We start from the raw sequence: 19,863 nt of genomic DNA, 5'->3' as shown, positions 1-19,863 counted from the left end.
GAAGCTCAGGCCCCCGGCGGCGCCGGCACCGGCTGCGCGGCTGTCGGCGCCCGCTGCAGCGCGGGCGGCAACTGCGCATCGAGCCAGCCCATGCGCCAGGCCAGCACGGCCACGGCGCCCACCAGCGCCACCGCGGCGGCAGCGCCGGCCAGGCCGCTGCGCTCGGCATACGGGTCGCGCGCGTAGCGCCGGGCGCGGGCCGGCACGTGGGCCACCTTCGACAGCGACGCGCCCAGCCGCACATTGACCTTCATGCGCCCGTTGATGGCCCAGCCGCTGGCGTCGAGGATCGGCCCCAGGCTGCGCTGGCGCAGCTTGAGCCAGGCGATCAGCATGCTCGGCCCCGAGATCGCGATGACGATGCCCGCGACGGCGATCGGAATCCACGCCCCCAGGTCGATGAACTTGGCGAAGATGCCCACCAGCACGGCGCTGATGCTGCCCAAGGCCACACCGATGGCCGCCACCGTGCCCACATCGACCTTGGCCGCCGGTTTGGGCGTGACGCCAGGTTTGACGGCCGCCGTGCCCGCCTGATCGGCCGTGGTGATCGTGGTGGCCATCGAACTGAGCGAGCTTTGCGCCGTGGCCTCGCTCGCGGCGGCGCGCTTGGCCACCTGTTCCTCGATCATGCGCACGAACTTCTTGTACGGCGAGAAGAAGGCCTGCGCCACGCTGGTCGGGTTCTCGATCAGCTTGGTGATGCTCGCGTCCCAGTCGCGGCCCTGGCGGTCGTAGAACACGCCGTTGCGGCCCACGAAGAGGAAGTCGACGTCGCCCGCCGTAAAGGCGGCGACGATGCCCATCTTCTGGCCCTCGCGCGTGCAGTCGCAGTAGGCCAGGCAGGTCTTGGCCAGGCCGGCGAGCATCGCGTGCTTCTTGGCGTCCTCCACATGCACCGTCAGGTCGCAGCTGCGGCCGTCCAGGTACAGCGTGCCGGCCTGGAAGATGGCGCCCTCGCGGTGGTAGAAAGCCTTGAACGAAACGAAGTTGTGCAGCAGCGTGAGCAGATCGCGCTTGTAGCGCAGCAGCCGCTCCAGGTCGACGATGCGCAGGTTGTGCGCCTCCACGCCCTCGTCTTCGCCGATCAGCGCCATCACCGCCGGCCGTGCTTCCAGCCAGGCCTCCACCTCGTCGGCGTCGGGCGAGCCCAGTTTCGTGGCCGGCCGGCTGCGCAGCCATTCGCGGCAGGCGGCCAGCTGCGACTTGAGCTGCTGCCACTGGTCTTCGCCGAGGCGGTCCGCCGCCTGGCCCAGGAGCGGCACCACGGCCTCGCGGTGCAGGCGCGCCAGCGCCGCGCTCCAGGCGGGGTTCACGTTCCCCGTGAGCGGCAGCGTGCGGCCCGGCGTGACGGCCGCCAGCGGCAGGCCCTTGAGCAGCGACGCGTCGATGGCGGGGCCTGACAGCGCCTCGTATTCCGCCGGCGACGGGTTCAGCGCCTGCACGGCCTGGATGTCGAAGGCCGCCACGCGGCAGCGCGCAAAGAAGTCCTCGACCTTGTCGTGCACCGCGTCCAGCGCCTGCGCCGCGTCCAGCGTGCGCGCACCCAGGGGCATCGCGGGCCCGTCGGCCACGGCCCTGGCCTGCCAGTCGCGCAGGGCCTGCACTTCGGCGTAGAAGGCCTCGGCCCGCGCGCGGTCCACGCCGGCCTCGCCGTTGCGGTCGGCCACGCTGCCGTGTGTGTCGATGATGTGGCGGATCGCGGCCTGCGTGGGCGCGTCGTGCGCCGTCTTGACCGTCACGATGCCATCGCCGTTGAAGCGCATGGCGGCCAGCAGCTGGCTGCGGCCCGTGAGGTCTTCGAGCGTCAGCGCATCGGCTTCGCCCTTGCCCAGCATCTCCAGCAGCCGCCGCGCTTCGGCCGCAAGCACACTGCCCTCGGTCAGCTCGCTCACCGCGAGCGTGTCGCCGCCTTGCATCAGCAGGTCGGGATCGCGCAGCTCGCGTGCGGCCCACTCGCAGGCCGCGATCAGCTCGGGCGGACGGATGCGTCCGTCCCCGTTGGTGTCGATCATCTCCAGCGTGCGGGCGTCGAACTCCAGCCCCTGCGTGGGGCAGGCCAGCGCCACCCACAGCTTCGGGTCCAGCTCGCCCAGGCGGGCGATGTCTTCGCCGTTGCGAAAGACCACCTGGTCCACGCCGCCCGTGCGCACGAACTGCCAGCGGTGCCTGCCCGCCGGGCCAGGCCGCCCGGCGGCCGCGTCCACGGCCTCCATCATCCGGCTCAATCCGGCGTGCCGTTGCTGCCGCCGGCCGGGCCCTGGTCAGTGCCAGGGGCCGGCGCCCCCTGCGCGCCCTCGGCGGGGTCGGCGGCGGTGCGGATGGTGCGCCGGTCGCGGTGATCGGCGGTGCGGCCGACCTTGTGCTCGATCTGCCGCTTGAGTTTTTCCAGCGCACCGCGGAAGGCCTGGTCGATGGTCTCGGCGTCGTGCGTGGCTGCCAGCGCGCCGTGGCCGGCCAGGCGCGCCTCCATCACGCAGCGCTTGTCGGCGGCGCTCGCGCGCTGGCCGTTCTCGTCGCTCAGGTGCACCTCGATGCGGATCAGGTCGTCGGCATGGCGCTGCAGCTGCTGGCGCAGCTCGTCGTCGGCCCACCGGTCCAGCGATTCCTTGTTCTCGATGCCATTGCTCGTGTTCAGCTGGATCTGCATGCCTGGTTCTTCCTGCAAGTTCAACAGGAAGCCGAGGTTGCCGGAGCCCAGTCGGCCGCTGCGTAGGTGGACATCCCACATGCCTTTCGGCGCGGGCGCGCACCGCCGCAGGGTGGGCGGGCGCAGGAACGCGTCAGATGGCGACGAGCTGCCGCACGCCCTGGGCCTGCATGTCCTTGCCTTCGCCGCGCGCGATGACTTCGCCGCGCTCCATCACGAGGTAGTGGTCGGCCAGTTCTTCGGCGAAGTCATAGTACTGCTCGCACAGCACGATGGCCATCTTCTGGCCTTTCCAGCCTTCGGTGGCCAGCCTGCGCAGCGCGCGGCCGATGTCCTTGATGATGCTGGGCTGGATGCCTTCGGTGGGCTCGTCGAGGATCAGCAGCCGCGGGCCGGGCGCGAGGGCGCGCGCGATGGCCAGTTGCTGCTGCTGGCCGCCCGAGAGGTCGCCGCCGCGCCGGTGCAGCATCTGCCTGAGCACCGGAAACAGCTCGTACAGTTCGGGCGGAATGGGCGTGCTGCCGCTGCGATAGGCCAGGCCCATGCGCAGGTTCTCTTCCACCGTCAGGCGCGCGAAGATCTCGCGGCCTTGCGGCACGAAGCCCATGCCGGCGCGGGCGCGCTCGTAGGGCGTCTTTTTCTGGATGGGCTGGCCGTCGAGCTCGATGCTGCCGCTCTTGATGGGCACCAGGCCCATCAGCGACTTGAGCAAGGTGGTCTTGCCCACGCCATTGCGGCCCAGCAGCACGGTGATCTGGCCGGGGTGGGCCTCGAAGCTCACGTCCCGCAGGATGTGCGAGCCGCCGTAGTACTGGTGGATGTTCTTGACGGTCAGCATGTCGGGGCTCCAGGATGGCTGGCGAGATGGAGACAACTTTCTGCAGGGGCCGCCTGCCGAAGGGCAGCGCGCACATCGCCCGACATCGCCGGCCGCTGCGCGGCTGCCCTGCGATGCTCGGACGGCCGGCCCATCGCGTAACTCGCTGCATTCACTGCGTTCATTCCGCTCGGACAGACGCGATGAGTCAGATGACGAAGCACGCGCGACTTCGCGCGTGCAGGCCGGTCGCCCTGCGCTTCTCGGCGGCGCTGACGTGCGCTGCGCGCGCTGCCCTTCGACAGGCTTCGTGGTGCAAAACGGGACTGCGGCCCGCGAGCCGAAGAGGCGCAAGCGGCGTCGACGCACAGGACGCTTGGTGCATTGAACCCGCCTCCGCGCCCAGCCCACGTTCCCACCGCGTGGCAGGGCCTGTGTCGCACCGCGAATTGACGCGGCCGAGCAGCGCAGCAGCCGGCGGAAAAAGGGCCGCGCATTGTCTGAGCGAAGCGAGTTTGCGCGGACCCCGCCGGCTGCGAGCAGCGCAGGGCAGTCGCGCAGCGACCCGCGGCATCTGAGCGGTGCGGCACTGGCCCTGCCGCGCCGTCACGCCACGCACGCGCGGCCGGCAAACAGCCGATGCGCATCCAAAGATCAGCGCCCAAGGTACACCTCGATCACCCGTTCATCCGCCTGCACCTCGTCCAGCGTGCCCTGCGCCAGCACCGAGCCATCGCACAGCACGGTGACGATCTCGGAGATGGTGCGGATGAAGCTCATGTCGTGCTCCACCACCATCAGCGAATGCCTGCCCTTGAGCGAGAGGAACAGCTCGGCCGTGCGCACCGTCTCCTCGTCGGTCATGCCGGCCACGGGCTCGTCGAGCAGCAGCAGCTTGGGCTCCTGCATCAGCAGCATGCCGATCTCCAGCCACTGCTTCTGGCCGTGGCTCAGGTTGCCCGCCATGCGCGTCACGCTGCCCTGCAGATGGATGGTGTGCAGCACCTCGGCCAGCCGGTCGGCCTGCGCCGAGTCGAGCCTGAAGAACATCGAGTGCCGCACCCCCTTGTGCGTCTTCAGCGCCAGCTCCAGGTTCTCGAACACCGTGAGCTGCTCGAACACCGTGGGCTTCTGGAACTTGCGGCCGATGCCCAGCTGGGCGATTTCGGCCTCGCGGTGGCGCAGCAGGTCGATGGTGCTGCCGAAGAACACCGTGCCCTCGTCGGGCCGGGTCTTGCCCGTGATGATGTCCATCATCGTGGTCTTGCCGGCGCCGTTGGGGCCAATGATGCAGCGCAGCTCGCCGGGCGCGATGTCCAGGTTCAGCTTGTTGATGGCCTTGAAGCCGTCGAAGCTCACGCTCACGTCTTCCAGGTACAGGATGCGGCCGTGCGTCACATCCACTTCGCCGGCGGCCAGCGCGGGCCGGCCGTAGCCGGCCGTGCGGCCGCCCGATTCGGTCAGGCCCGAGGTGCTGCCGCTCTGCCCTTTCGCATAGCGCTGCGCGCCGGCTTCCATCAGGTCGGGCGTCATGCGCGTGCTCCCTTCGTCTCGGTCGCGAGCGGCGCCAGCGCGCTCGGCTCCATGCCCTGCTCCGTGGACAGTGACTTCTGCGCTTCGCGGCGGCCGGCGCTCAGGGCCGGCGCAGCTTCGGGCTTGCCACGGCGCAGCCACTTGCGCACCAGGCCGACGATGCCATCGGGCAGGAACAGCGTCACGGCGATGAACAGCGCGCCCAGGAAGTACAGCCAGTACTCGGGCGCGAAGGCCGTGAGCCAGCTCTTGGCGCCGTTGACCAGAAGCGCGCCGATGATGGGCCCGACCAGCGTCGCACGCCCGCCCACGGCGGCCCAGATCGCGATCTCGATGGAATTGGCCGCGCTCATCTCGCCGGGGTTGATGATGCCCACCTGCGGCACGTACAGCGCACCGGCCACGCCGCACATGATGGCGGAGATGACCCAGATCGTGAGCTTGTAGGGCAGCGGGTTGTAGCCGCAGAACATGGTGCGCGACTCGGCGTCGCGGATGGCCTGCAGCACGCGGCCGAACTTGCTGCCCACCAGCCACTTGGCGAGCAGGAAGAAGGCCAGCAGCGTGCAACCCGTGAGCGCGAACAGGAACATGCGCATTTCCTGCGTGGCGATCGGGATGCCCAGGATGCGCTTGAAGTCCGTGAAGCCGTTGTTGCCGCCGAAGCCCGTCTCGTTGCGAAAGAACAGCAGCATGGCCGCGAAGGTCAGGGCCTGCGTGATGATCGAGAAGTACACGCCCTTGATGCGCGAGCGGAACGCGAACCAGCCGAACACGAAGGCCACCAGGCCCGGCACCGCGACGATCAGCACCAGCGTGGCGAGGAAGCTGTCCGAGAAGGTCCAGTGCCAGGGCAGTTCCTTCCAGTCCAGGAAGACCATGAAGTCCGGCAGGTCGCTCTTGTAGTTGCCGTCGCGGCCGATCTGGCGCATGAGGTACATGCCCATCATGTAGCCGCCCAGCGCGAAGAACAGGCCATGGCCCAGGCTCAGGATGCCGGTGTAGCCCCAGATCAGGTCCATCGCCAGCGCGCAGATGGCGTAGCACATGATGCGCCCCAGCAGCGCGACGGTGTAGTCGCTCATGTGGAACACGCTCGCCTCGGGCACCCACAGGTTGGCCACGGGTGCCAGCGCGCACACGGCGATCAGTGCCATGAAGAAAGCGGTCCAGCCCTTGCCGGTGAGCAGCGGGGCCCGGGCAGGCAGGGTGACGGCGGGGGCCGAAGAGGCGTTGGGGCTCATGCTTCCCGTCCCTTGATGGCGAAGATCCCCTGCGGGCGCTTCTGGATGAAGATGATGATGAAGACCAGCACGGCGATCTTGGCCAGCACGGCGCCGGCCCAGCCTTCGATGAACTTGTTGAGCACGCCCAGGCCCAGCGCCGCGTACACCGTGCCGGCCAGCTGGCCCACGCCGCCCATCACGACCACCATGAAGCTGTCGACGATGTAGCTCTGGCCGAGGTCGGGGCCGACGTTGCCGATCTGGCTCAGCGCGCAGCCGGCCAGGCCGGCGATGCCCGAGCCCAGCGCGAAGGCGTAGGCGTCGATGCGCGCCGTGTTCACGCCCATGCACGAGGCGATGGGGCGGTTCTGCGTGACGCCGCGCACGAACAGGCCCAGGCGCGTGCGGCCGATGAGCCAGGCCATGCCGGCCAGCACCGCGCCGGCGAAAAGGATGATGCCGATGCGGTTCCACGGCAGCGTGACGTTGGACATCAGCTGCAGGCCGCCGCTCATCCAGGCCGGGTTCTCCACGCCCACGTTCTGCGCGCCGAAGACCGAGCGCACCAGCTGCTGCAGCACGAGGCTGATGCCCCAGGTGGCCAGCAGCGTCTCCAGCGGACGGCCGTAGAGGAAGCGGATCACGCCGCGCTCCAGCACCGCACCCATCAGCGCCGAGGCGAGGAAGGCCACGGGCATGGCCGCGACCAGGTACCAGCCGAACATCGACTCGGGAAAGAAGCGCTGGAAAAGGCCCTGCACCACGTACGTGGCGTAGGCGCCGATCATGATGAGTTCGCCGTGCGCCATGTTGATGACGCCCATCAGCCCGTAGGTGATGGCCAGGCCCAGCGCGGCCAGCAGCAGCACCGAGCCCAGGCTGATGCCGCTGAACACGGCGTTCACGCGGTCGCCCCACACCAGCGTGGCGTCGATGCGCTGGATGGAGGCCTGGATGGCAGCCTTGACGCCCGCGTTGCTCTCTTCGGCCAGCCGGTTGTTCAGCAGCAGCTTGGTGGCCGGGCTGCGCTGTTCGCCCAGCGCCTCGGCGGCGGCCAGGCGCGTGGCCACGTCTTCGCTTTCGAGGGCCGAGGCGGCGCGCACCAGCGCCAGCTTGTCCTTCACGCGCGCGTCCTGCTCTTTCTTCAAGGCGGCTTCCACCAGCGGCAGGCGCGAGGCGTCGGGGTCCTTGAACAGCGCATCGGCGGCCGCGGCCCGTTCGGCCCAGTCGGGGCTGCTCAGTTGCAGGGCCGCCTGCGCGGCGGCGATCGCGCCGCGCATGAGGTTGTTGTTGATGACGTCTTCCGCCTCGGCCGGCGGCTCGGCCGGCGCGCCGGTCACCGCGTCCCGGTAGCCGCTGTCCTTCATCACGAAGACCTGCGTCTCGGTGTACTTCACGGCGTCGTCGGCCAGGGCCTGCAGCAGCGTGGCGACTTTCTCGTCGGCAGCGAGCACGGCCTCGTTGATGGCGGCAATGCGCGAGCGCGAATCGCCGCTGGCCATGGCCAGCGCCTGCTCCGGCGTCAGCGCCCGGGCCGGCATGGCCGCAGCGCACAGCAGCGCGCAGGCGGCCAGCAGGCATCGGTACAGGAGGTTCTTCACGTCATCCTCGGCAAGAAAAGGAAAGGCCCGATCCGCAGACATGGATCGAGCCCGAGCGGCGCCGCCGCGTACCAGCCGGCCAGCGAGGCGAAGCCCTCAGGGCACCCGCGGAACTGGCTCTGCCAGGCCGCCGGGTGCGCCCCCTCCGGGGGTATCGGACGGCCACACGCAGTGAGGCCGTCCAAACGGGGGGAATCAAAGTTTTGTCTTGCCGTCCGGCTCGTCTTTCTTGGCGCTGTTGCCTTCGATGAAGGGGCTCCAGGGCTGGGCCTTCACGGGCGCCTTGGTCTTCCACACCACGTTGAACTGGCCGTCGGGGCGGATCTCGCCGATCAGCACCGGCTTGTGCAGGTGGTGGTTCTTGGCGTCCATGGTCAGCGTGAAGCCGCTGGGTGCCGTGAAAGTCTGGCCGGCCATGGCCGCGATCACCTTGTCGGTCTCCAGCGACTTGGCCTTTTCCACGGCCTGCTTCCACATGTGGATGCCGACGTAGGTCGCCTCCATCGGGTCGTTGGTCAGCGGCTTGGTGGACTGGCCGGGCAGCTTCTTGGCCTTGGCATAGTCGCTCCACTGCTTGATCCAGGCCGTGTTGGTCGGGTTCTTCACGCTCATGAAGTAGTTCCACGAAGCCAGGTGGCCCACCAGCGGCTTCGGGTCCAGCCCGCGCAGCTCCTCTTCGCCCACGCTGAAGGCGACCACCGGCACGTCGGTGGCCTTGAGGCCGGCATTGCCCAGCTCCTTGTAGAAGGGCACGTTGGAGTCGCCGTTGATGGTGGAGATCACGGCCGTCTTGCCGCCGGCCGAGAACTTCTTGATGTCGGCCACGATGGTCTGGTAGTCGCTGTGGCCGAAGGGCGTGTAGCTTTCCAGGATGTCCTTGTCGGCCACGCCCTTGCTCTTGAGGAAGGCGCGCAGGATCTTGTTGGCGGTGCGCGGATACACATAGTCGGTGCCCAGCAGCACGAAGCGCTTGGCGCTGCCGCCGTCGGCGCTCATCAGGTATTCGACGGCCGGAATGGCTTGCTGGTTGGGCGCCGCGCCCGTGTAGAACACGTTCTTGGACAGCTCCTCGCCTTCGTACTGCACGGGGTAGAACAGCAGCGCGTTGTTCTCCTCATAGACCGGCAGCACCGACTTGCGGCACACCGAGGTCCAGCAGCCGAAGGTGACGGCCACCTTGTCCTGGCCGATCAGCTGCTTGGCCTTCTCGGCCGCCAGGGGCCAGTTGGAGGCGGTGTCGATCACCACGGGCTCCAGCTTCTTGCCCATCACGCCGCCCTTGGCGTTGATCTCGTCGATGGTCATCAGCGCCATGTCCTTGAGCGCCGTCTCGGAGATGGCCATGGTGCCCGACAGGGCATGCAGCACGCCGACCTTGATGGTCTGCTGCGCCAGGGCGGGGGCCGAACTCAGGGTCGCCAGGGCGGCCGCGGCGGCCAGGGCGCGGAGCGCGAATCGGGGGGTCATGCGGTCTTCTCCAGAGGGTTGTGAAGCGATGGAGCGGAGTCTGCGGGCGCGCCCCCCGGGCGCAAATACGCCGGCTGGCGTACAGAGCCGGCGCACATGCGGCGCGCGGCGCCGCCCCGTCAGGCGGCCGTGCGCTCGCGCGCCGCGAAGGCGCGGCCGGCGAAAGCCGCCACGAGCGCGGAGGCGTCGGGGCCCTGCGGATCGGTGTAGCTGCCGCGCGCGCTGCCGCCGCTCCACGCATGGCCCAGGCCCTGCACCGTGACGCAGCGCACCTGCAGCTGCCGGCCCCGGCGCCAGTCCTGCCACACCATGGGCCGGCGCTGGCCGCGCTGGCGCCATTGCGGCGGCTGCAAGGTAGCCCCGCTCGCCAGCGCCCAGGCCTCGCAAAGCGCCAAGGCGTTGCGCGCATCCACCACGCGGTCGGCATCGCCCTGCAGCACCAGAAGCGGCGGCAGCGCCGCCGCCACCGAGGCATGCGGCGCCCGCACCTGCGGCGCGCGCAAGCCCTGCATGGCCTGCAGCGCCGCGGCGGTGGAACCGGCGGCACCCGGCCCCACGCCCGAATGCACGGCCACGGCCGCGAAGCGGCTGGGCCACTGCGTGGCCAGCAGCGCCGCCATGCCTGCGCCGGCGGACAGGCCCGCCACGGCCACGCGCGCCGGGTCGGCGCCGTAGAGCTGGCAGACCTGGTCGACGGCGGCCAGCAGCGTGGCCGCTTCCGCCTGCGCGCGCCCGCTGCGCGTGGCGAACCAGTTCCAGCAGCCTTGGGCATGCGCCATGCGGTCCTGTTCCGCATAGAGCACCAGAAAGCCGGCGCGCGCCGCGATGCGGTTCATGCGTGTGCCGATGGCGAAGTCCCGCGCGTCCTGCCCGCAGCCGTGCAGCATCAGCAGCAAAGGCAGGCGCCGGCCGGGCGTGGCCTGCAGGCCCGGCGCGCGGTAGACGAAAAAGCGCCGCGGCCCGCCCGGCCCGAGCGCCAGCCCCTGCAGCCAGTCGCCCGGCCCCGGCGGCGGCCGGCCTGCGCCGCGCGTGGCCTTGCGCACCGCCTCGCCCGCCTGTTGCGTGCCGCGCGCGGTGGCCTTCGTCAGCACCTTCATCTGGCGCTGATAGAGCTTCGCCAGCGGCTTGAGCGCGGCGAAGGCAGAGGCTTGGCGGCGGCGGGGCATGGAAATGTTGCAGTGCAGCAGCGCACCTTAGCAGCTTCTCACGAAATGATGGCAGCGGCAGCGCGGAACCGGCCGCGCGGCAACCCCGCGCGCTGGCGGACTACGGCCGCGGCGCCGTGGCACTGCAGAGGTCGAGGAAGGCCTGCAAATTGGGCGAAGGCATGCTGCTGTTGCGGGTGGCGATGCCGATGCGCCGGCTGGTGCCCTGCAGCGCCACCGGCACCACGCGCAACTGCCCGCCGTGGTCGTTGAGCGCCACCTGGCCGCGCGACGCGATGGCCAGCAGGCCCGACTGCATGACGAAGGCGAGCGTCATCAGCGGGCTGTTGGCCGACAGCTGCCGCGCCGGCGGCGCAAGGCCCTGCGCCGCGAAGGCCTGGTGCAGCACCCGCTCGGCCGGCGTGTGCGCCAGCGGCGTCACCCACGGCCACTGCAGCAGGTCGCGCAGCACCAGGCCCGGCTGGCGCAGGCAGGGATGGTCGCGGTGCGCGACGATGACGAGGTCGTCGTCGAACAGCGCATGCTGCTGCACTTCGGGCGATGGCGCCTGGGCGCGCAGCGCGCCGGCGATGGCGTCGATGTCCGCGCTCAGCAGGTGCTGCAGCAGGGTCTCGTAGGTGCCGTCGATGATGCGCACCTGCACCGCAGGATGCCGCGCCGCGAACGCCTGCAGCACCGGCGGCAGGAAGATGGGCACCGACAGCGGCAGCACGCCGATCACGAGCTGGCCGCGCGCGTCGCCCTGCCAGGCGGCCAGGTCGCCGTCCATGCCGCGCAACTCGGCCACCGCCTGCTTCACGCGCAGCAGCAGCGCCTCGCCGGGCGGCGTCAGCCGCGTGCCGGAGCTGCGCTTGTAGAACAGCGTCACGGCCAGCAGGTGCTCCAGCTCCTGCAGCGAGGCATGCACCGCCGGCTGCGAAATGCCGAGGTGCGCGGCCGCCCGGGATTCGCCGCCCGAAGCGGCCACGGCCAGCAGGGCGCGGATCTGGCTGGAACTCAGGGCCTGCGCAAAGCGCTCGGCGCTGGCCGCGCGCGGCTGGCGCGACGATTCGATGGCCAGCGCCTCGTGCGCGCCCTGGCGCAGGTGGCCGAAGAGCGCTTGCGCACGCGCGGCGATCCGCGCGCCCTGCGGCGTGGCGCGCATGCCGCGCGTGGTGCGCTCGAACAGCGGGCATCCGCACGCGTCTTCGAGCCGGCCGATGGCGCGCGTCACCGCGGGCTGCGACACGTGCACGGCCTGCGCGGCGCCCACCGTGGTGCCGTGCTCGCTCACGGCCAGCAGCGCGCGCAGGCCGCGCAGGTGCAAGAGCAGCGCCGGAAAGCCGGCCGGTTCCAGGCCGGCCGACGCGTCCCGGTCAAAGGGCGAAGGCATGGCGCTGGCCCCTCGCAGGCCGGGCGCCGCGGGCATAAACAATCGGCATGCGCTGGCGTCAATCTTGATAGCGGCGGCGCCGGCCAGGGCCGGGCGCCGTCCACAATTGTCCGCGCATCGCCCGCCCCTTGAACCGCCCCTTCCGGAGACCGCTCCCATGACTTCCACTTCGACTTCCGACGCCGCCGCCTGGATCGACCGGCTGGCCTGCCGGACGCTCGTCGAGACCAGCGTGCGCCACGTGGACGCGGGCGACGCGGCGGCCTTCGCCGCCCTTTTCGCCGAAGACGCCGTGCTGGTGCGCCCCAACGGCAGCCGGCTCGAAGGCCGTGCCGCCATCCAGGCCGCCTATGCGCAGCGCGCGCCCGGCCGCCTCACGCGCCACCTGGTCACCAATGTGGCGGTGACGCTGGAGGCCGGGGGCCGCGCCCGCGCGCGCAGCTACGTGCTGCTGTGGAGCGGCGCCACGCCGGAGGCCGACCCGGTGTACGGCCGCCGGGCCGAGGCGCGGCAGCTGGTGGGCGAGTTCGACGACGAGATGGTCCGCGACGCGCAGGGTGAATGGCGGCTGCTGCGCCGGCACGCGAGCTTCGTGCTGCACAGCGCCTGAGGGGCCGCAAGCGCATCAGCCGCGGTCCAGCACCCGTACGCCCGCTTTCTGGTGCACGCCGTCGGGCCCCAGGAATTCCCAGCGGGTCATCTCGCCCAGGTAAGACACGGCCAGCACGACGGTTTGCGGGCCCGTGCACAGGCCGCAGAACGCCTTGGCGGCCTCCATGTCCGCGTGGGTCACGTGCTGCGCCTCCAGCCCCAGGGACACCGCGCAGCGCTGCACCGGCGCATGTCCGTCGTGGGCCGGGCGGCCTTCGCAGCTGATCTGATACCAGTGAAAGCGGATATGCGACATGGATGGCGCGGCGTCCTTTGGAAATTGAAAGCCCGGCCGCGTCATTGGCGCGGCCCCACCTTCCGCGAATGCCGTCCAGGGGAAGCATCCGGATTTCGACGAGGCAGCGCGCCCCATTGCATTCGGCAGCCTTTTCAAGAATTCACCGGGCTTGCGCTGCATCTCGACTTCTACGCTATCGCACCGAATTCCGCGCGCCGAGGACTTATTTCCGTGGCGCGCCGCTTTCCTTTGCCTTCGTGAACGATGGCGCAGCGCCTGAGCGTTCATGCGTCCCGCCGGCGATTGGCCCTTCGGCGCGCAAGCGCCGATTTTCCAGCGGATCTGGACGCGAATTCAATTTGCAATTAATTGACAATAATTGTCAATTTGAAGGGCCACCTGACGGGACGCGGCCGCCCTCACGGCCGATCAAAGGCGAATTGCCAACCCTTGGACGGCGCGGAACCCGGCCGGTGCGCCCCAGGTGGCTGCGCCCAGGTCTCGCCGGTCCGCGCCGCCTTCCCGCCCCGCCACGAGAAATAAGGGCTTACCTCCATATCAGCGAAACGCATGGATTCGCCGCAGGACTGATTAGCGGTGGCGCACGGTCTTTCGCATACTTCCCCATGCCGGATCGCCCTGCCGTGCGCCGGCAAAGCCCCGGCGGTCGACGGCCACCCCGCCGGCGGCACGGGCGGCCCTGCAGGGCCCTGAACCTTCGGCCGGCGCGCCCGCCCCACGTCGCGCGTGCGGCGCCCGCCTACGAGACAAGACCGCTCCTTCAGGAGATCGAATGACGAACATCCGCCACCGGCTCGAGCACGGTCCCATGACCGGCTTCCAGAAGCTGGCCATCGCCATCTGCACCGTGCTCATCATGCTCGACGGCTTCGACGTGCTGGTCATGGCCTTTACGGCCGCGTCCGTGTCGGCCCAATGGTCGCTCAGCGGCAAGCAACTGGGCTTCCTGTTCAGCGCCGGCCTGTTCGGCATGGCGGCAGGCTCGCTCTTCCTCGCGCCGCTGGCCGACCGCATCGGGCGCCAGGCCATCATCCTGCTCTGCCTCGTGATCGTCACGGCAGGCATGCTGGCCTCGGCGGCCAGCCAGTCCTGGTGGCAACTGGGGCTGCTGCGTGGCCTCACCGGCATGGGCATCGGCGGCATGCTGGCCAGCGTGGGCGTGATCAGCGCCGAATACGCGTCGCAGAAATGGCGCAGCACCAGCGTCGCCATCCAGGCAACCGGCTATCCCGTGGGCGCCACGCTGGGCGGCCTCGCCGCGGCCTGGCTGCTGTCGCACCATGGCTGGCGCTCGGTCTTCGTGTTCGGCGGGCTGGCCTCGGCCGCCATGATCCCGATCGTGCTCTGGCGCCTGCCCGAGTCGGTGGATTTCCTGCTCAGCCGCCGCCTCGCCCACGCGCTGGCCCGCCTCAATCGCCTGATGCAGCGCATGGGCCACGCGCCGCTGGCCAGCCTGCCTGCGCCGACCGAGTCCGGGTCGCAGCGCAACTCGCTGGCGGCCCTGTTCAGCCCGGCGTTCGCGCGCCAGAGCCTCGCGCTCTGGGCCGGCTTCTTCCTGCTGATGTTCAGCTTCTACTTCTCGCTGAGCTGGACGCCCAAGCTGCTGGTGCAGGCCGGCCTGTCGGCGCAGGAAGGCATCACCGGGGGGCGTGCTGCTGAACCTGGGCGGCATCGTGGGCGGCGGCGCCTTCGGCGCGCTGGCCGTGCGCCTGCGCCTGGGCGCCCTGACCGTCGCCAGCCTGCTGCTGGCCGGCGCCGCCACCGCGGCTTTCGGGCTCGCGTCTTCCAGCCTGGGGCTGGCCTTCGTCGTGGCTTTCCTGGTCGGCATGTTCCTGTTCGCGGCCATGGCCGGCCTGTATGCGCTGGTGCCGGCCACCTACCCGCCGGCGGTGCGCGTCACGGGCATGGGATGGGCCATCGGCATCGGCCGCGCCGGCGCCGTGCTGTCGCCGTTGGCGGCGGGCGCGCTGCTGGACGGGGGCCTGCCGGCCTTCTCGCTGTACTACCTCTTCGCCCTGCCGCTAGCGGCCGCCGCGCTGGCGGTGCTGGGGTCGGGCCGGCGCCCGGCCTCTGCCGCCGGCCATGCCGCAGCCGCCGCCACCCATTGAGGCACCGCCATGGCCCTGGACAAACCCTATCTCGACGTGCCCGGCACGACCGTGTTCGATGCCGAACAGTCCCGCAAGGGCTACTGGCTCAACCAGTTCTGCATGAGCCTGATGAAACCCGAGAACCGCGCGCGCTTCAAGGCCGATGAAGCGGCCTACCTGGCCGAGTGGCCCATGACGCAGGCGCAGCGCGACGCCGTGCTGGCGCGCGACCTCAACCGCTGCATCGCGCTGGGTGGCAACATCTACTTCCTGGTCAAGATCGGCGCCACGGACGGCGTGAGCGTACTCAGGATGGTGTCGACCATGAGCGGCATGACCGAGAAGGAATACCAGCAGATGATGCTCGCCGGCGGCCGCTCGCCCGAAGGCAACCGCTACCTGCACGAACAGCCGCCCGCTGCGGAGCCGCCCCTGCCCGCCCAGCCCTGAAGCGCCACCGACCCGAGACCGACATGAACGACACCTCCTCCGCCCCGCTGCTGCTCCTGCTGCCCGGCCTGCTGTGCGACCACGCCGTGTGGCGCGACCAGCAGGCGGCGCTCGGCGACATGCGCAGCCTCGTCATCGACTACGGCGCGGCCGACAGCATCGAGGCCATGGCCCGGCTCGCGCTGGCGCGGGCCGACGCGCCCCGCTTCTCGGTCGCCGGCCATTCGATGGGCGGGCGCGTGGCGCTGGAGATCGCGCGCCTGGCGCCCGAGCGCGTCGAGCGCATCGCGCTGATGGACACCGGCATGGACCCCATTGCCGTAGGCCCGGCCGGCGAGCGCGAAGTGCAGGGCCGCATGGCGCTGCTGGAGACCGCGCGCCGCGAGGGCATGCGCGCCATGGGCCGGGCCTGGGCGCGCGGCATGGTGCATGCCGACCGGCTGGACACGCCGCTGTTCGACGAGATCCTCGCGATGATCGAACGCAAGACGCCGGACATCTTCGCGGCCCAGCTGAACGCGCTGATCCGCCGGCCCGACGCACGCGGCGTGCTGGCCGGGCTGCACGGGCCGAGCACGCTGTTCCTGTGCGGACGCGAGGACGCCTGGAGCCCGCTGGCCCGCCACGAGGACATGCATGCGCGCGTGCCCGGCTCCACGCTGGCCGTCATCGACCACAGCGGCCACATGAGCACCATGGAGCAGCCGGCCGCGGTGACACAGGCGCTGCGCCACTGGCTGGCCCGGCCCGCAGCGGCGCGCTGAAGCCCGGACTTCCCGATCCCCTTCCAACCCAAGACGAGACTGGCATGAAGAAGACCCACGTCGCCATCATCGGCGGCGGCCCCGCAGGCCTGCTGCTGTCCCACATCCTGGACCTGCACGGCATCCAGAGCGTCGTGCTGGAGCGCCAGACGCGCGACTACGTGCTGCAGCGCATCCGCGCCGGCGTGCTGGAGCATGGCACCGTGCAGCTGCTGCGCGAGGTGGGCCTGGGCGAGCGCATGGACCGCGAGGGCCTGGTGCACCACGGCACGCTGGTGACCTGGCAGGAAGAGGCCTCCTTCCTGATCGACACGGTGAAGTACGCCGACCGGCCCATGATGGCCTATGGCCAGACCGCGATCACCGAAGACCTGTATGCGGCCCGCGACCGCGCGGGCGGCACGGTGGTGCACGAGGCGGCCGACGTGGCCCTGCACGACCTGACGACCGACCGGCCCTACGTCACCTATGTGCAGGGCGGCGTCGCGCAGCGCCTGGACTGCGACTTCATCGCCGCGTGCGATGGCTTCCACGGCGTCGGCCGCCAGAGCATCCCGGCCTCGGTGCTGCGCTGCTACGAGCAGGTCTATCCCTTCGGCTGGCTGGGCGTGATGTCACGTACGCCACCGATGAAGGACCTGATCTACGCGCACCACGAGCGCGGCTTCGCGCTGGCCTCGCAGCGCAGCCCGATGCTCAGCCGCTACTACATCCAGGTGGACATGGACACCGACCTCCACGAGTGGCCGGACGACCGCTTCTGGGAAGAGTTCAAGGCGCGCCTGCCCCGGCATCTGGCCGACACGGTGGTGACGGGCCCGACCATCGAGAAGTCCATCGCGCCGCTGCGCAGCTTCGTTGCCGAGCCCATGCGCCACGGCCGCCTGTTCCTGGCCGGGGACGCGGCGCACATCGTGCCCCCCACGGGCGCCAAGGGCCTGAACCTGGCCGTGTCCGACGTGTACTACCTCTCGCGCGCCTTCGATGCGCACTTCAACCAGCGGCAGGACGCGCTGCTGGAGGGCTACTCGCAGACCGCGCTGCGCCGCGTGTGGTCCTCGGAGCGGCTGTCCTGGCACCTGACGCAGCTGCTGCACACCTTCCCGAACGACACCGACTTCGCGCGCAAGCTGCGCCACAACGAGCTGCTGCACCTGAGCCGCTCCGAGAAAGCCCTGGCCGCGCTGGCCGAGCAGTACGCGGGCCTGCCGTTCTGAGCACGGCGCTGTGCGGCAGGGGCGCGCCGATGCGCACCTGCGCTTCGTCCCGCGCAAGGGCCGCCGCCTTTACGGCGCGCGGCCTTTTCGGCGCAGCGGCCCGCCGAAGCCGACCGGCGGCGGTGCGCCTTCAGTAGATCTCCGGCACGTACATGCTGGCCGGCACCGGGTGGCGCGTGTACTCGGGGTTGCGCGCCCGCTCGGGCAGCACGATGGCCGGGTGCTCGATCTCTTCGTAAGGCAGTTGCGTGAGCAGGTGGCTGATGCAGTTGAGCCGTGCCTTCTTCTTGTCCACGGCCTGCACGAGCCACCAGGGCGCCTCGGGAATGTGGGTGCGCTCGAGCATGGCTTCCTTGGCCTTGGTGTAGGCCTCCCAGCGGCGGCGGCTCTCGAAGTCCATGGGCGAGAGCTTCCACTGCTTGAGCGGGTCGTGGATGCGGCCCAGAAAGCGCAGGTGCTGCTCGTCGTCGGTGATGGAGAACCAGTACTTGACCAGCGTGATGCCCGAGCGGATCAGCATCTTCTCGAACTCGGGCACCGAGCGGAAGAACTCTTCGTATTCTTCGTCGGTGCAAAAGCCCATGACGCGCTCGACGCCGGCACGGTTGTACCAGCTGCGGTCGAACAGCACGATCTCGCCGCCCGCCGGCAGGTGCGAGACGTAACGCTGGAAGTACCACTGCGTGCGCTCGCGGTCGTTGGGCGCGGGCAGCGCCGCCACGCGGCACACGCGCGGATTCAGGCGCTGCGTGATGCGCTTGATCACGCCGCCCTTGCCGGCCGCGTCGCGGCCCTCGAACAGGATCACGACCTTCTTCCTGTGGTGCTGCACCCAGTCCTGCAACTTGACCAGTTCGCCCTGCAGGCGCAGCAGTTCGCGGAAGTAGGTCTGGCGGTCCAGAAAGTCGCCGCTTTGCTCGTCGCCGGCCAGGCGCGCGTCGTCGATCTCCATCTCCAGCTCCTCGTCGTAGCTGTCGAGCAGGTCGCGTTCGATGCGCTGCATCACGGCATCGTGGTGGTCGGGCAGGAGCTTTTCGGTCATGTCGCGCGATGCTAGGAAGCCTGTATGACAACGCCGTGTCAGACCTTGGGCCGTGCCTGCCGCCGCGGGGGGCCGACGCGGCCGGGCCGGGGCCGCGCAGCGTCCGGCCGCGTCACAATGCCGTCACGGAACTGACACAGGATCGGGACTTCGGCGCCTTCGCGCGCCCTGCTGCCTGCTCCTGCCGTGCCTGCGACGCCACCGCCACTCTCACCGCTGACCTGGGACGGCGACGCCGCCGGCTTGATTTGCGGCTATGTGTTCGAGCCGGCGGGCGCGCAGCCCGTGCGCGACCTCGACCTGGACGGTGCGCGGCAGTGGCTGGAAGCCCACGGCGCACCGGGAAGCGAAAGCCCGGGGGCCTTTCTCTGGCTTCACTTCAATCTGAGCCATGCGCCCGCCCGCGCCTGGCTGGAGCGGCATGCGCCGCTGCCGCACAGCTTTCACGAGGCACTGCGCGAAACCCAGCCGTCCACCCGCGTGGAACGGGCCGACGACCTGCTGCTCGCGGTCATCAACGACGTGCATTTCGATTTCGGCTTCGAGCCCTCGGACATCTCCACGCTGTGGGTGGCCGTGGGGCCGCGGCTGGCCATCACGGCGCGGGCGCGGCCGCTGCGCTCGGTGGACGCGCTGCGCACCGCCGTGCGCGCGGGCCGCGCGCCGCAGTCGAGCACGGAACTGTTTGAGCAGCTGATGCGTGCCCAGGCCGATGCGCTGGTGGGCATCGTGCGCAGCGTCACCGCGCGCATCGATTCGGTGGAGGACGCCCTGCTCGCGGGGCGGCTGGATCAGCAGCGCGCGCGCCTGGGCGGGCTGCGCCGCGTGCTGGTGCGGCTGCAGCGCCTTCTGGCGCCCGAGCCGGCCGCCCTCTTTCGCCTCTTGCACAAGCCGCCGGCGTGGATGGGCGAAGCCGACGCGCAGGGGCTGCGCGACGCGTCGGAAGAGTTCTCGGTGGTGCTGCGCGACATGGGCGGCCTGCAGGAGCGCATCAAGCTGCTGCAAGAGGAGATCGCCGCGAGCGTTCAGGAAGACAACAACCGCAGCCTGTTCGTGCTCACGGTGGTGACGGTGCTGGCGCTGCCCATCAACATCCTGGCCGGCCTGTTCGGCATGAACGTGGGCGGGATCCCGCTGGCCGATGCACCCCACGGCTTCTGGGTCGTGGTCGGCATCGTGGCCAGCTTCACGGCCGTGGCGGCCTGGATCGCCTTCAGGAAGAAGTAGCGGGCGAAGCGGCGGGAGCCGGGGCCGGGGCGGCGGCAGGTGCCGGCCCTGCCGTCGCGCCCTGGGTGGGCGGGCGGTTCAGTGCGTCCACCTGGTACGACAGATCGAACAGCTTGGCCTTGCCGGCGTAGTAGCGGTCCAGCCGCCATTCGCGCAGCACGTCGATGGCCAGGTTGAAGGCCTTGTAGTCCAACCGGTAGAGGGTGACCAGCTCGAAGCTGCGGTCGGATTCCAATGCGAGCACCAGGCTGGCCAGGATGCGGGCGTTTTCGTCGTCGGGTTGGCGTTCGATGAAGCGACGGGCTTCCTTGATGGCGTTCACGGGAGAGGG

The 19,863-nt window shown here is 70.2% G+C and carries 17 protein-coding genes and 1 pseudogene; 6 read left to right on the top strand and 12 right to left on the bottom strand.

Translation table 11 applies throughout. The features are described 5' to 3' along the window. Positions 1-5: 5 nt before the first annotated feature. From LG388_RS19665 to LG388_RS19625, 9 genes are all read right to left on the bottom strand, one after another. Positions 6-2,216, bottom strand: coding sequence for a hypothetical protein (locus tag LG388_RS19665; RefSeq protein ID WP_225784440.1), 2,211 nt, complete (start codon positions 2,214-2,216; stop codon positions 6-8). Positions 2,217-2,224: 8 nt separating this feature from the next. Further along, complete coding sequence (locus LG388_RS19660) at positions 2,225-2,650, bottom strand: HPF/RaiA family ribosome-associated protein (protein WP_225784361.1); 426 nt, start codon at positions 2,648-2,650, stop codon at positions 2,225-2,227. Positions 2,651-2,783: 133 nt separating this feature from the next. Next, a complete protein-coding gene (urtE, locus tag LG388_RS19655) occupies positions 2,784-3,488 on the bottom strand; it encodes an urea ABC transporter ATP-binding subunit UrtE (protein WP_225784360.1) in 705 nt (234 codons plus the stop codon). Between the two features lie 633 nt (positions 3,489-4,121). After that, complete coding sequence (urtD, locus tag LG388_RS19650; protein ID WP_225784359.1) at positions 4,122-5,000, bottom strand: urea ABC transporter ATP-binding protein UrtD; 879 nt, start codon at positions 4,998-5,000, stop codon at positions 4,122-4,124. After that, entirely contained in the window at positions 4,997-6,244 is a 1,248-nt protein-coding gene (gene urtC, locus LG388_RS19645) for an urea ABC transporter permease subunit UrtC (RefSeq protein ID WP_225784358.1), read from the bottom strand. Before urtC ends, urtD begins: the two co-directional genes overlap by 4 nt. Further along, entirely contained in the window at positions 6,241-7,767 is a 1,527-nt protein-coding gene (gene urtB / locus LG388_RS19640) for an urea ABC transporter permease subunit UrtB (RefSeq protein ID WP_225784439.1), read from the bottom strand. Before urtB ends, urtC begins: the two co-directional genes overlap by 4 nt. A gap of 255 nt (positions 7,768-8,022) precedes the next feature. Beyond that, positions 8,023-9,294: an urea ABC transporter substrate-binding protein gene (gene urtA / locus LG388_RS19635; RefSeq protein WP_225784357.1), complete on the bottom strand. Its 1,272-nt coding sequence runs from the start codon at positions 9,292-9,294 to the stop codon at positions 8,023-8,025. A 119-nt stretch (positions 9,295-9,413) separates the two neighbouring features. Next, complete coding sequence (locus tag LG388_RS19630) at positions 9,414-10,460, bottom strand: PHB depolymerase family esterase (protein WP_225784356.1); 1,047 nt, start codon at positions 10,458-10,460, stop codon at positions 9,414-9,416. A 100-nt stretch (positions 10,461-10,560) separates the two neighbouring features. Then, positions 10,561-11,832: a LysR family transcriptional regulator gene (locus LG388_RS19625; RefSeq protein ID WP_225784355.1), complete on the bottom strand. Its 1,272-nt coding sequence runs from the start codon at positions 11,830-11,832 to the stop codon at positions 10,561-10,563. Positions 11,833-11,989: 157 nt separating this feature from the next. On the opposite strand from LG388_RS19625, the gene LG388_RS19620 reads away from it, so the two are divergent. After that, on the top strand, positions 11,990-12,442 hold the full coding sequence (locus LG388_RS19620; protein WP_225784354.1) for an SgcJ/EcaC family oxidoreductase: 453 nt from the start codon (positions 11,990-11,992) through the stop codon (positions 12,440-12,442). A 15-nt stretch (positions 12,443-12,457) separates the two neighbouring features. Here LG388_RS19620 and LG388_RS19615 read toward each other — a convergent pair whose 3' ends face one another. Further along, the gene (locus tag LG388_RS19615; protein ID WP_225784353.1) at positions 12,458-12,901 is read right to left on the bottom strand and encodes a hypothetical protein; all 444 of its coding nucleotides are present in this window, start codon (positions 12,899-12,901) and stop codon (positions 12,458-12,460) included. 613 nt (positions 12,902-13,514) lie between these two features. Between LG388_RS19615 and LG388_RS19610 the strand changes: the two are divergent. From LG388_RS19610 to pobA, 4 genes and pseudogenes are all read left to right on the top strand, one after another. Then, a pseudogene (locus tag LG388_RS19610) lies at positions 13,515-14,850 on the top strand (MFS transporter). Between the two features lie 9 nt (positions 14,851-14,859). Further along, on the top strand, positions 14,860-15,282 hold the full coding sequence (gene ligA, locus LG388_RS19605; RefSeq protein WP_225784352.1) for a protocatechuate 4,5-dioxygenase subunit alpha: 423 nt from the start codon (positions 14,860-14,862) through the stop codon (positions 15,280-15,282). 23 nt (positions 15,283-15,305) lie between these two features. Then, entirely contained in the window at positions 15,306-16,046 is a 741-nt protein-coding gene (locus LG388_RS19600) for an alpha/beta fold hydrolase (protein WP_225784351.1), read from the top strand. Between the two features lie 44 nt (positions 16,047-16,090). Continuing rightward, on the top strand, positions 16,091-17,263 hold the full coding sequence (gene pobA / locus LG388_RS19595; RefSeq protein WP_225784350.1) for a 4-hydroxybenzoate 3-monooxygenase: 1,173 nt from the start codon (positions 16,091-16,093) through the stop codon (positions 17,261-17,263). 130 nt (positions 17,264-17,393) lie between these two features. On the opposite strand, the gene ppk2 is transcribed toward pobA, so the two are convergent. Continuing rightward, entirely contained in the window at positions 17,394-18,305 is a 912-nt protein-coding gene (ppk2, locus tag LG388_RS19590; protein ID WP_225784349.1) for a polyphosphate kinase 2, read from the bottom strand. A 186-nt stretch (positions 18,306-18,491) separates the two neighbouring features. On the opposite strand from ppk2, the gene LG388_RS19585 reads away from it, so the two are divergent. Further along, on the top strand, positions 18,492-19,532 hold the full coding sequence (locus LG388_RS19585) for a transporter (protein ID WP_225784348.1): 1,041 nt from the start codon (positions 18,492-18,494) through the stop codon (positions 19,530-19,532). Here LG388_RS19585 and LG388_RS19580 read toward each other — a convergent pair. Continuing rightward, positions 19,519-19,854, bottom strand: a complete 336-nt coding sequence (locus LG388_RS19580) for a hypothetical protein (protein ID WP_225784347.1) — start codon at positions 19,852-19,854, stop codon at positions 19,519-19,521. The genes LG388_RS19585 and LG388_RS19580 overlap by 14 nt on opposite strands. Between the last annotated feature and the right edge of the window lie 9 nt (positions 19,855-19,863).

The organism is Xenophilus sp. Marseille-Q4582 (genome assembly GCF_916700565.1).
Classification (GTDB): Bacteria; Pseudomonadota; Gammaproteobacteria; order Burkholderiales; family Burkholderiaceae_C; genus Xenophilus.
Note: the sequence above shows the minus strand (reverse complement) of the source record. Positions and strands in the feature narration are given on the sequence as shown.

What these genes read in the sequence shown, in the direction of transcription:
- LG388_RS19665 (WP_225784440.1), bottom strand. Translation starts at nt 2,216, where the DNA reads ATGGAGGCCGTGGACGCGGCCGCCGGGCGGCCTGGCCCGGCGGGCAGG.
- LG388_RS19660 (WP_225784361.1), bottom strand. Translation starts at nt 2,650, where the DNA reads ATGCAGATCCAGCTGAACACGAGCAATGGCATCGAGAACAAGGAATCG.
- urtE (WP_225784360.1), bottom strand. Translation starts at nt 3,488, where the DNA reads ATGCTGACCGTCAAGAACATCCACCAGTACTACGGCGGCTCGCACATC.
- urtD (WP_225784359.1), bottom strand. Translation starts at nt 5,000, where the DNA reads ATGACGCCCGACCTGATGGAAGCCGGCGCGCAGCGCTATGCGAAAGGG.
- urtC (WP_225784358.1), bottom strand. Translation starts at nt 6,244, where the DNA reads ATGAGCCCCAACGCCTCTTCGGCCCCCGCCGTCACCCTGCCTGCCCGG.
- urtB (WP_225784439.1), bottom strand. Translation starts at nt 7,767, where the DNA reads ATGCCGGCCCGGGCGCTGACGCCGGAGCAGGCGCTGGCCATGGCCAGC.
- urtA (WP_225784357.1), bottom strand. Translation starts at nt 9,294, where the DNA reads ATGACCCCCCGATTCGCGCTCCGCGCCCTGGCCGCCGCGGCCGCCCTG.
- LG388_RS19630 (WP_225784356.1), bottom strand. Translation starts at nt 10,460, where the DNA reads ATGCCCCGCCGCCGCCAAGCCTCTGCCTTCGCCGCGCTCAAGCCGCTG.
- LG388_RS19625 (WP_225784355.1), bottom strand. Translation starts at nt 11,832, where the DNA reads ATGCCTTCGCCCTTTGACCGGGACGCGTCGGCCGGCCTGGAACCGGCC.
- LG388_RS19620 (WP_225784354.1), top strand. Translation starts at nt 11,990, where the DNA reads ATGACTTCCACTTCGACTTCCGACGCCGCCGCCTGGATCGACCGGCTG.
- LG388_RS19615 (WP_225784353.1), bottom strand. Translation starts at nt 12,901, where the DNA reads ATGCAGCGCAAGCCCGGTGAATTCTTGAAAAGGCTGCCGAATGCAATG.
- ligA (WP_225784352.1), top strand. Translation starts at nt 14,860, where the DNA reads ATGGCCCTGGACAAACCCTATCTCGACGTGCCCGGCACGACCGTGTTC.
- LG388_RS19600 (WP_225784351.1), top strand. Translation starts at nt 15,306, where the DNA reads ATGAACGACACCTCCTCCGCCCCGCTGCTGCTCCTGCTGCCCGGCCTG.
- pobA (WP_225784350.1), top strand. Translation starts at nt 16,091, where the DNA reads ATGAAGAAGACCCACGTCGCCATCATCGGCGGCGGCCCCGCAGGCCTG.
- ppk2 (WP_225784349.1), bottom strand. Translation starts at nt 18,305, where the DNA reads ATGACCGAAAAGCTCCTGCCCGACCACCACGATGCCGTGATGCAGCGC.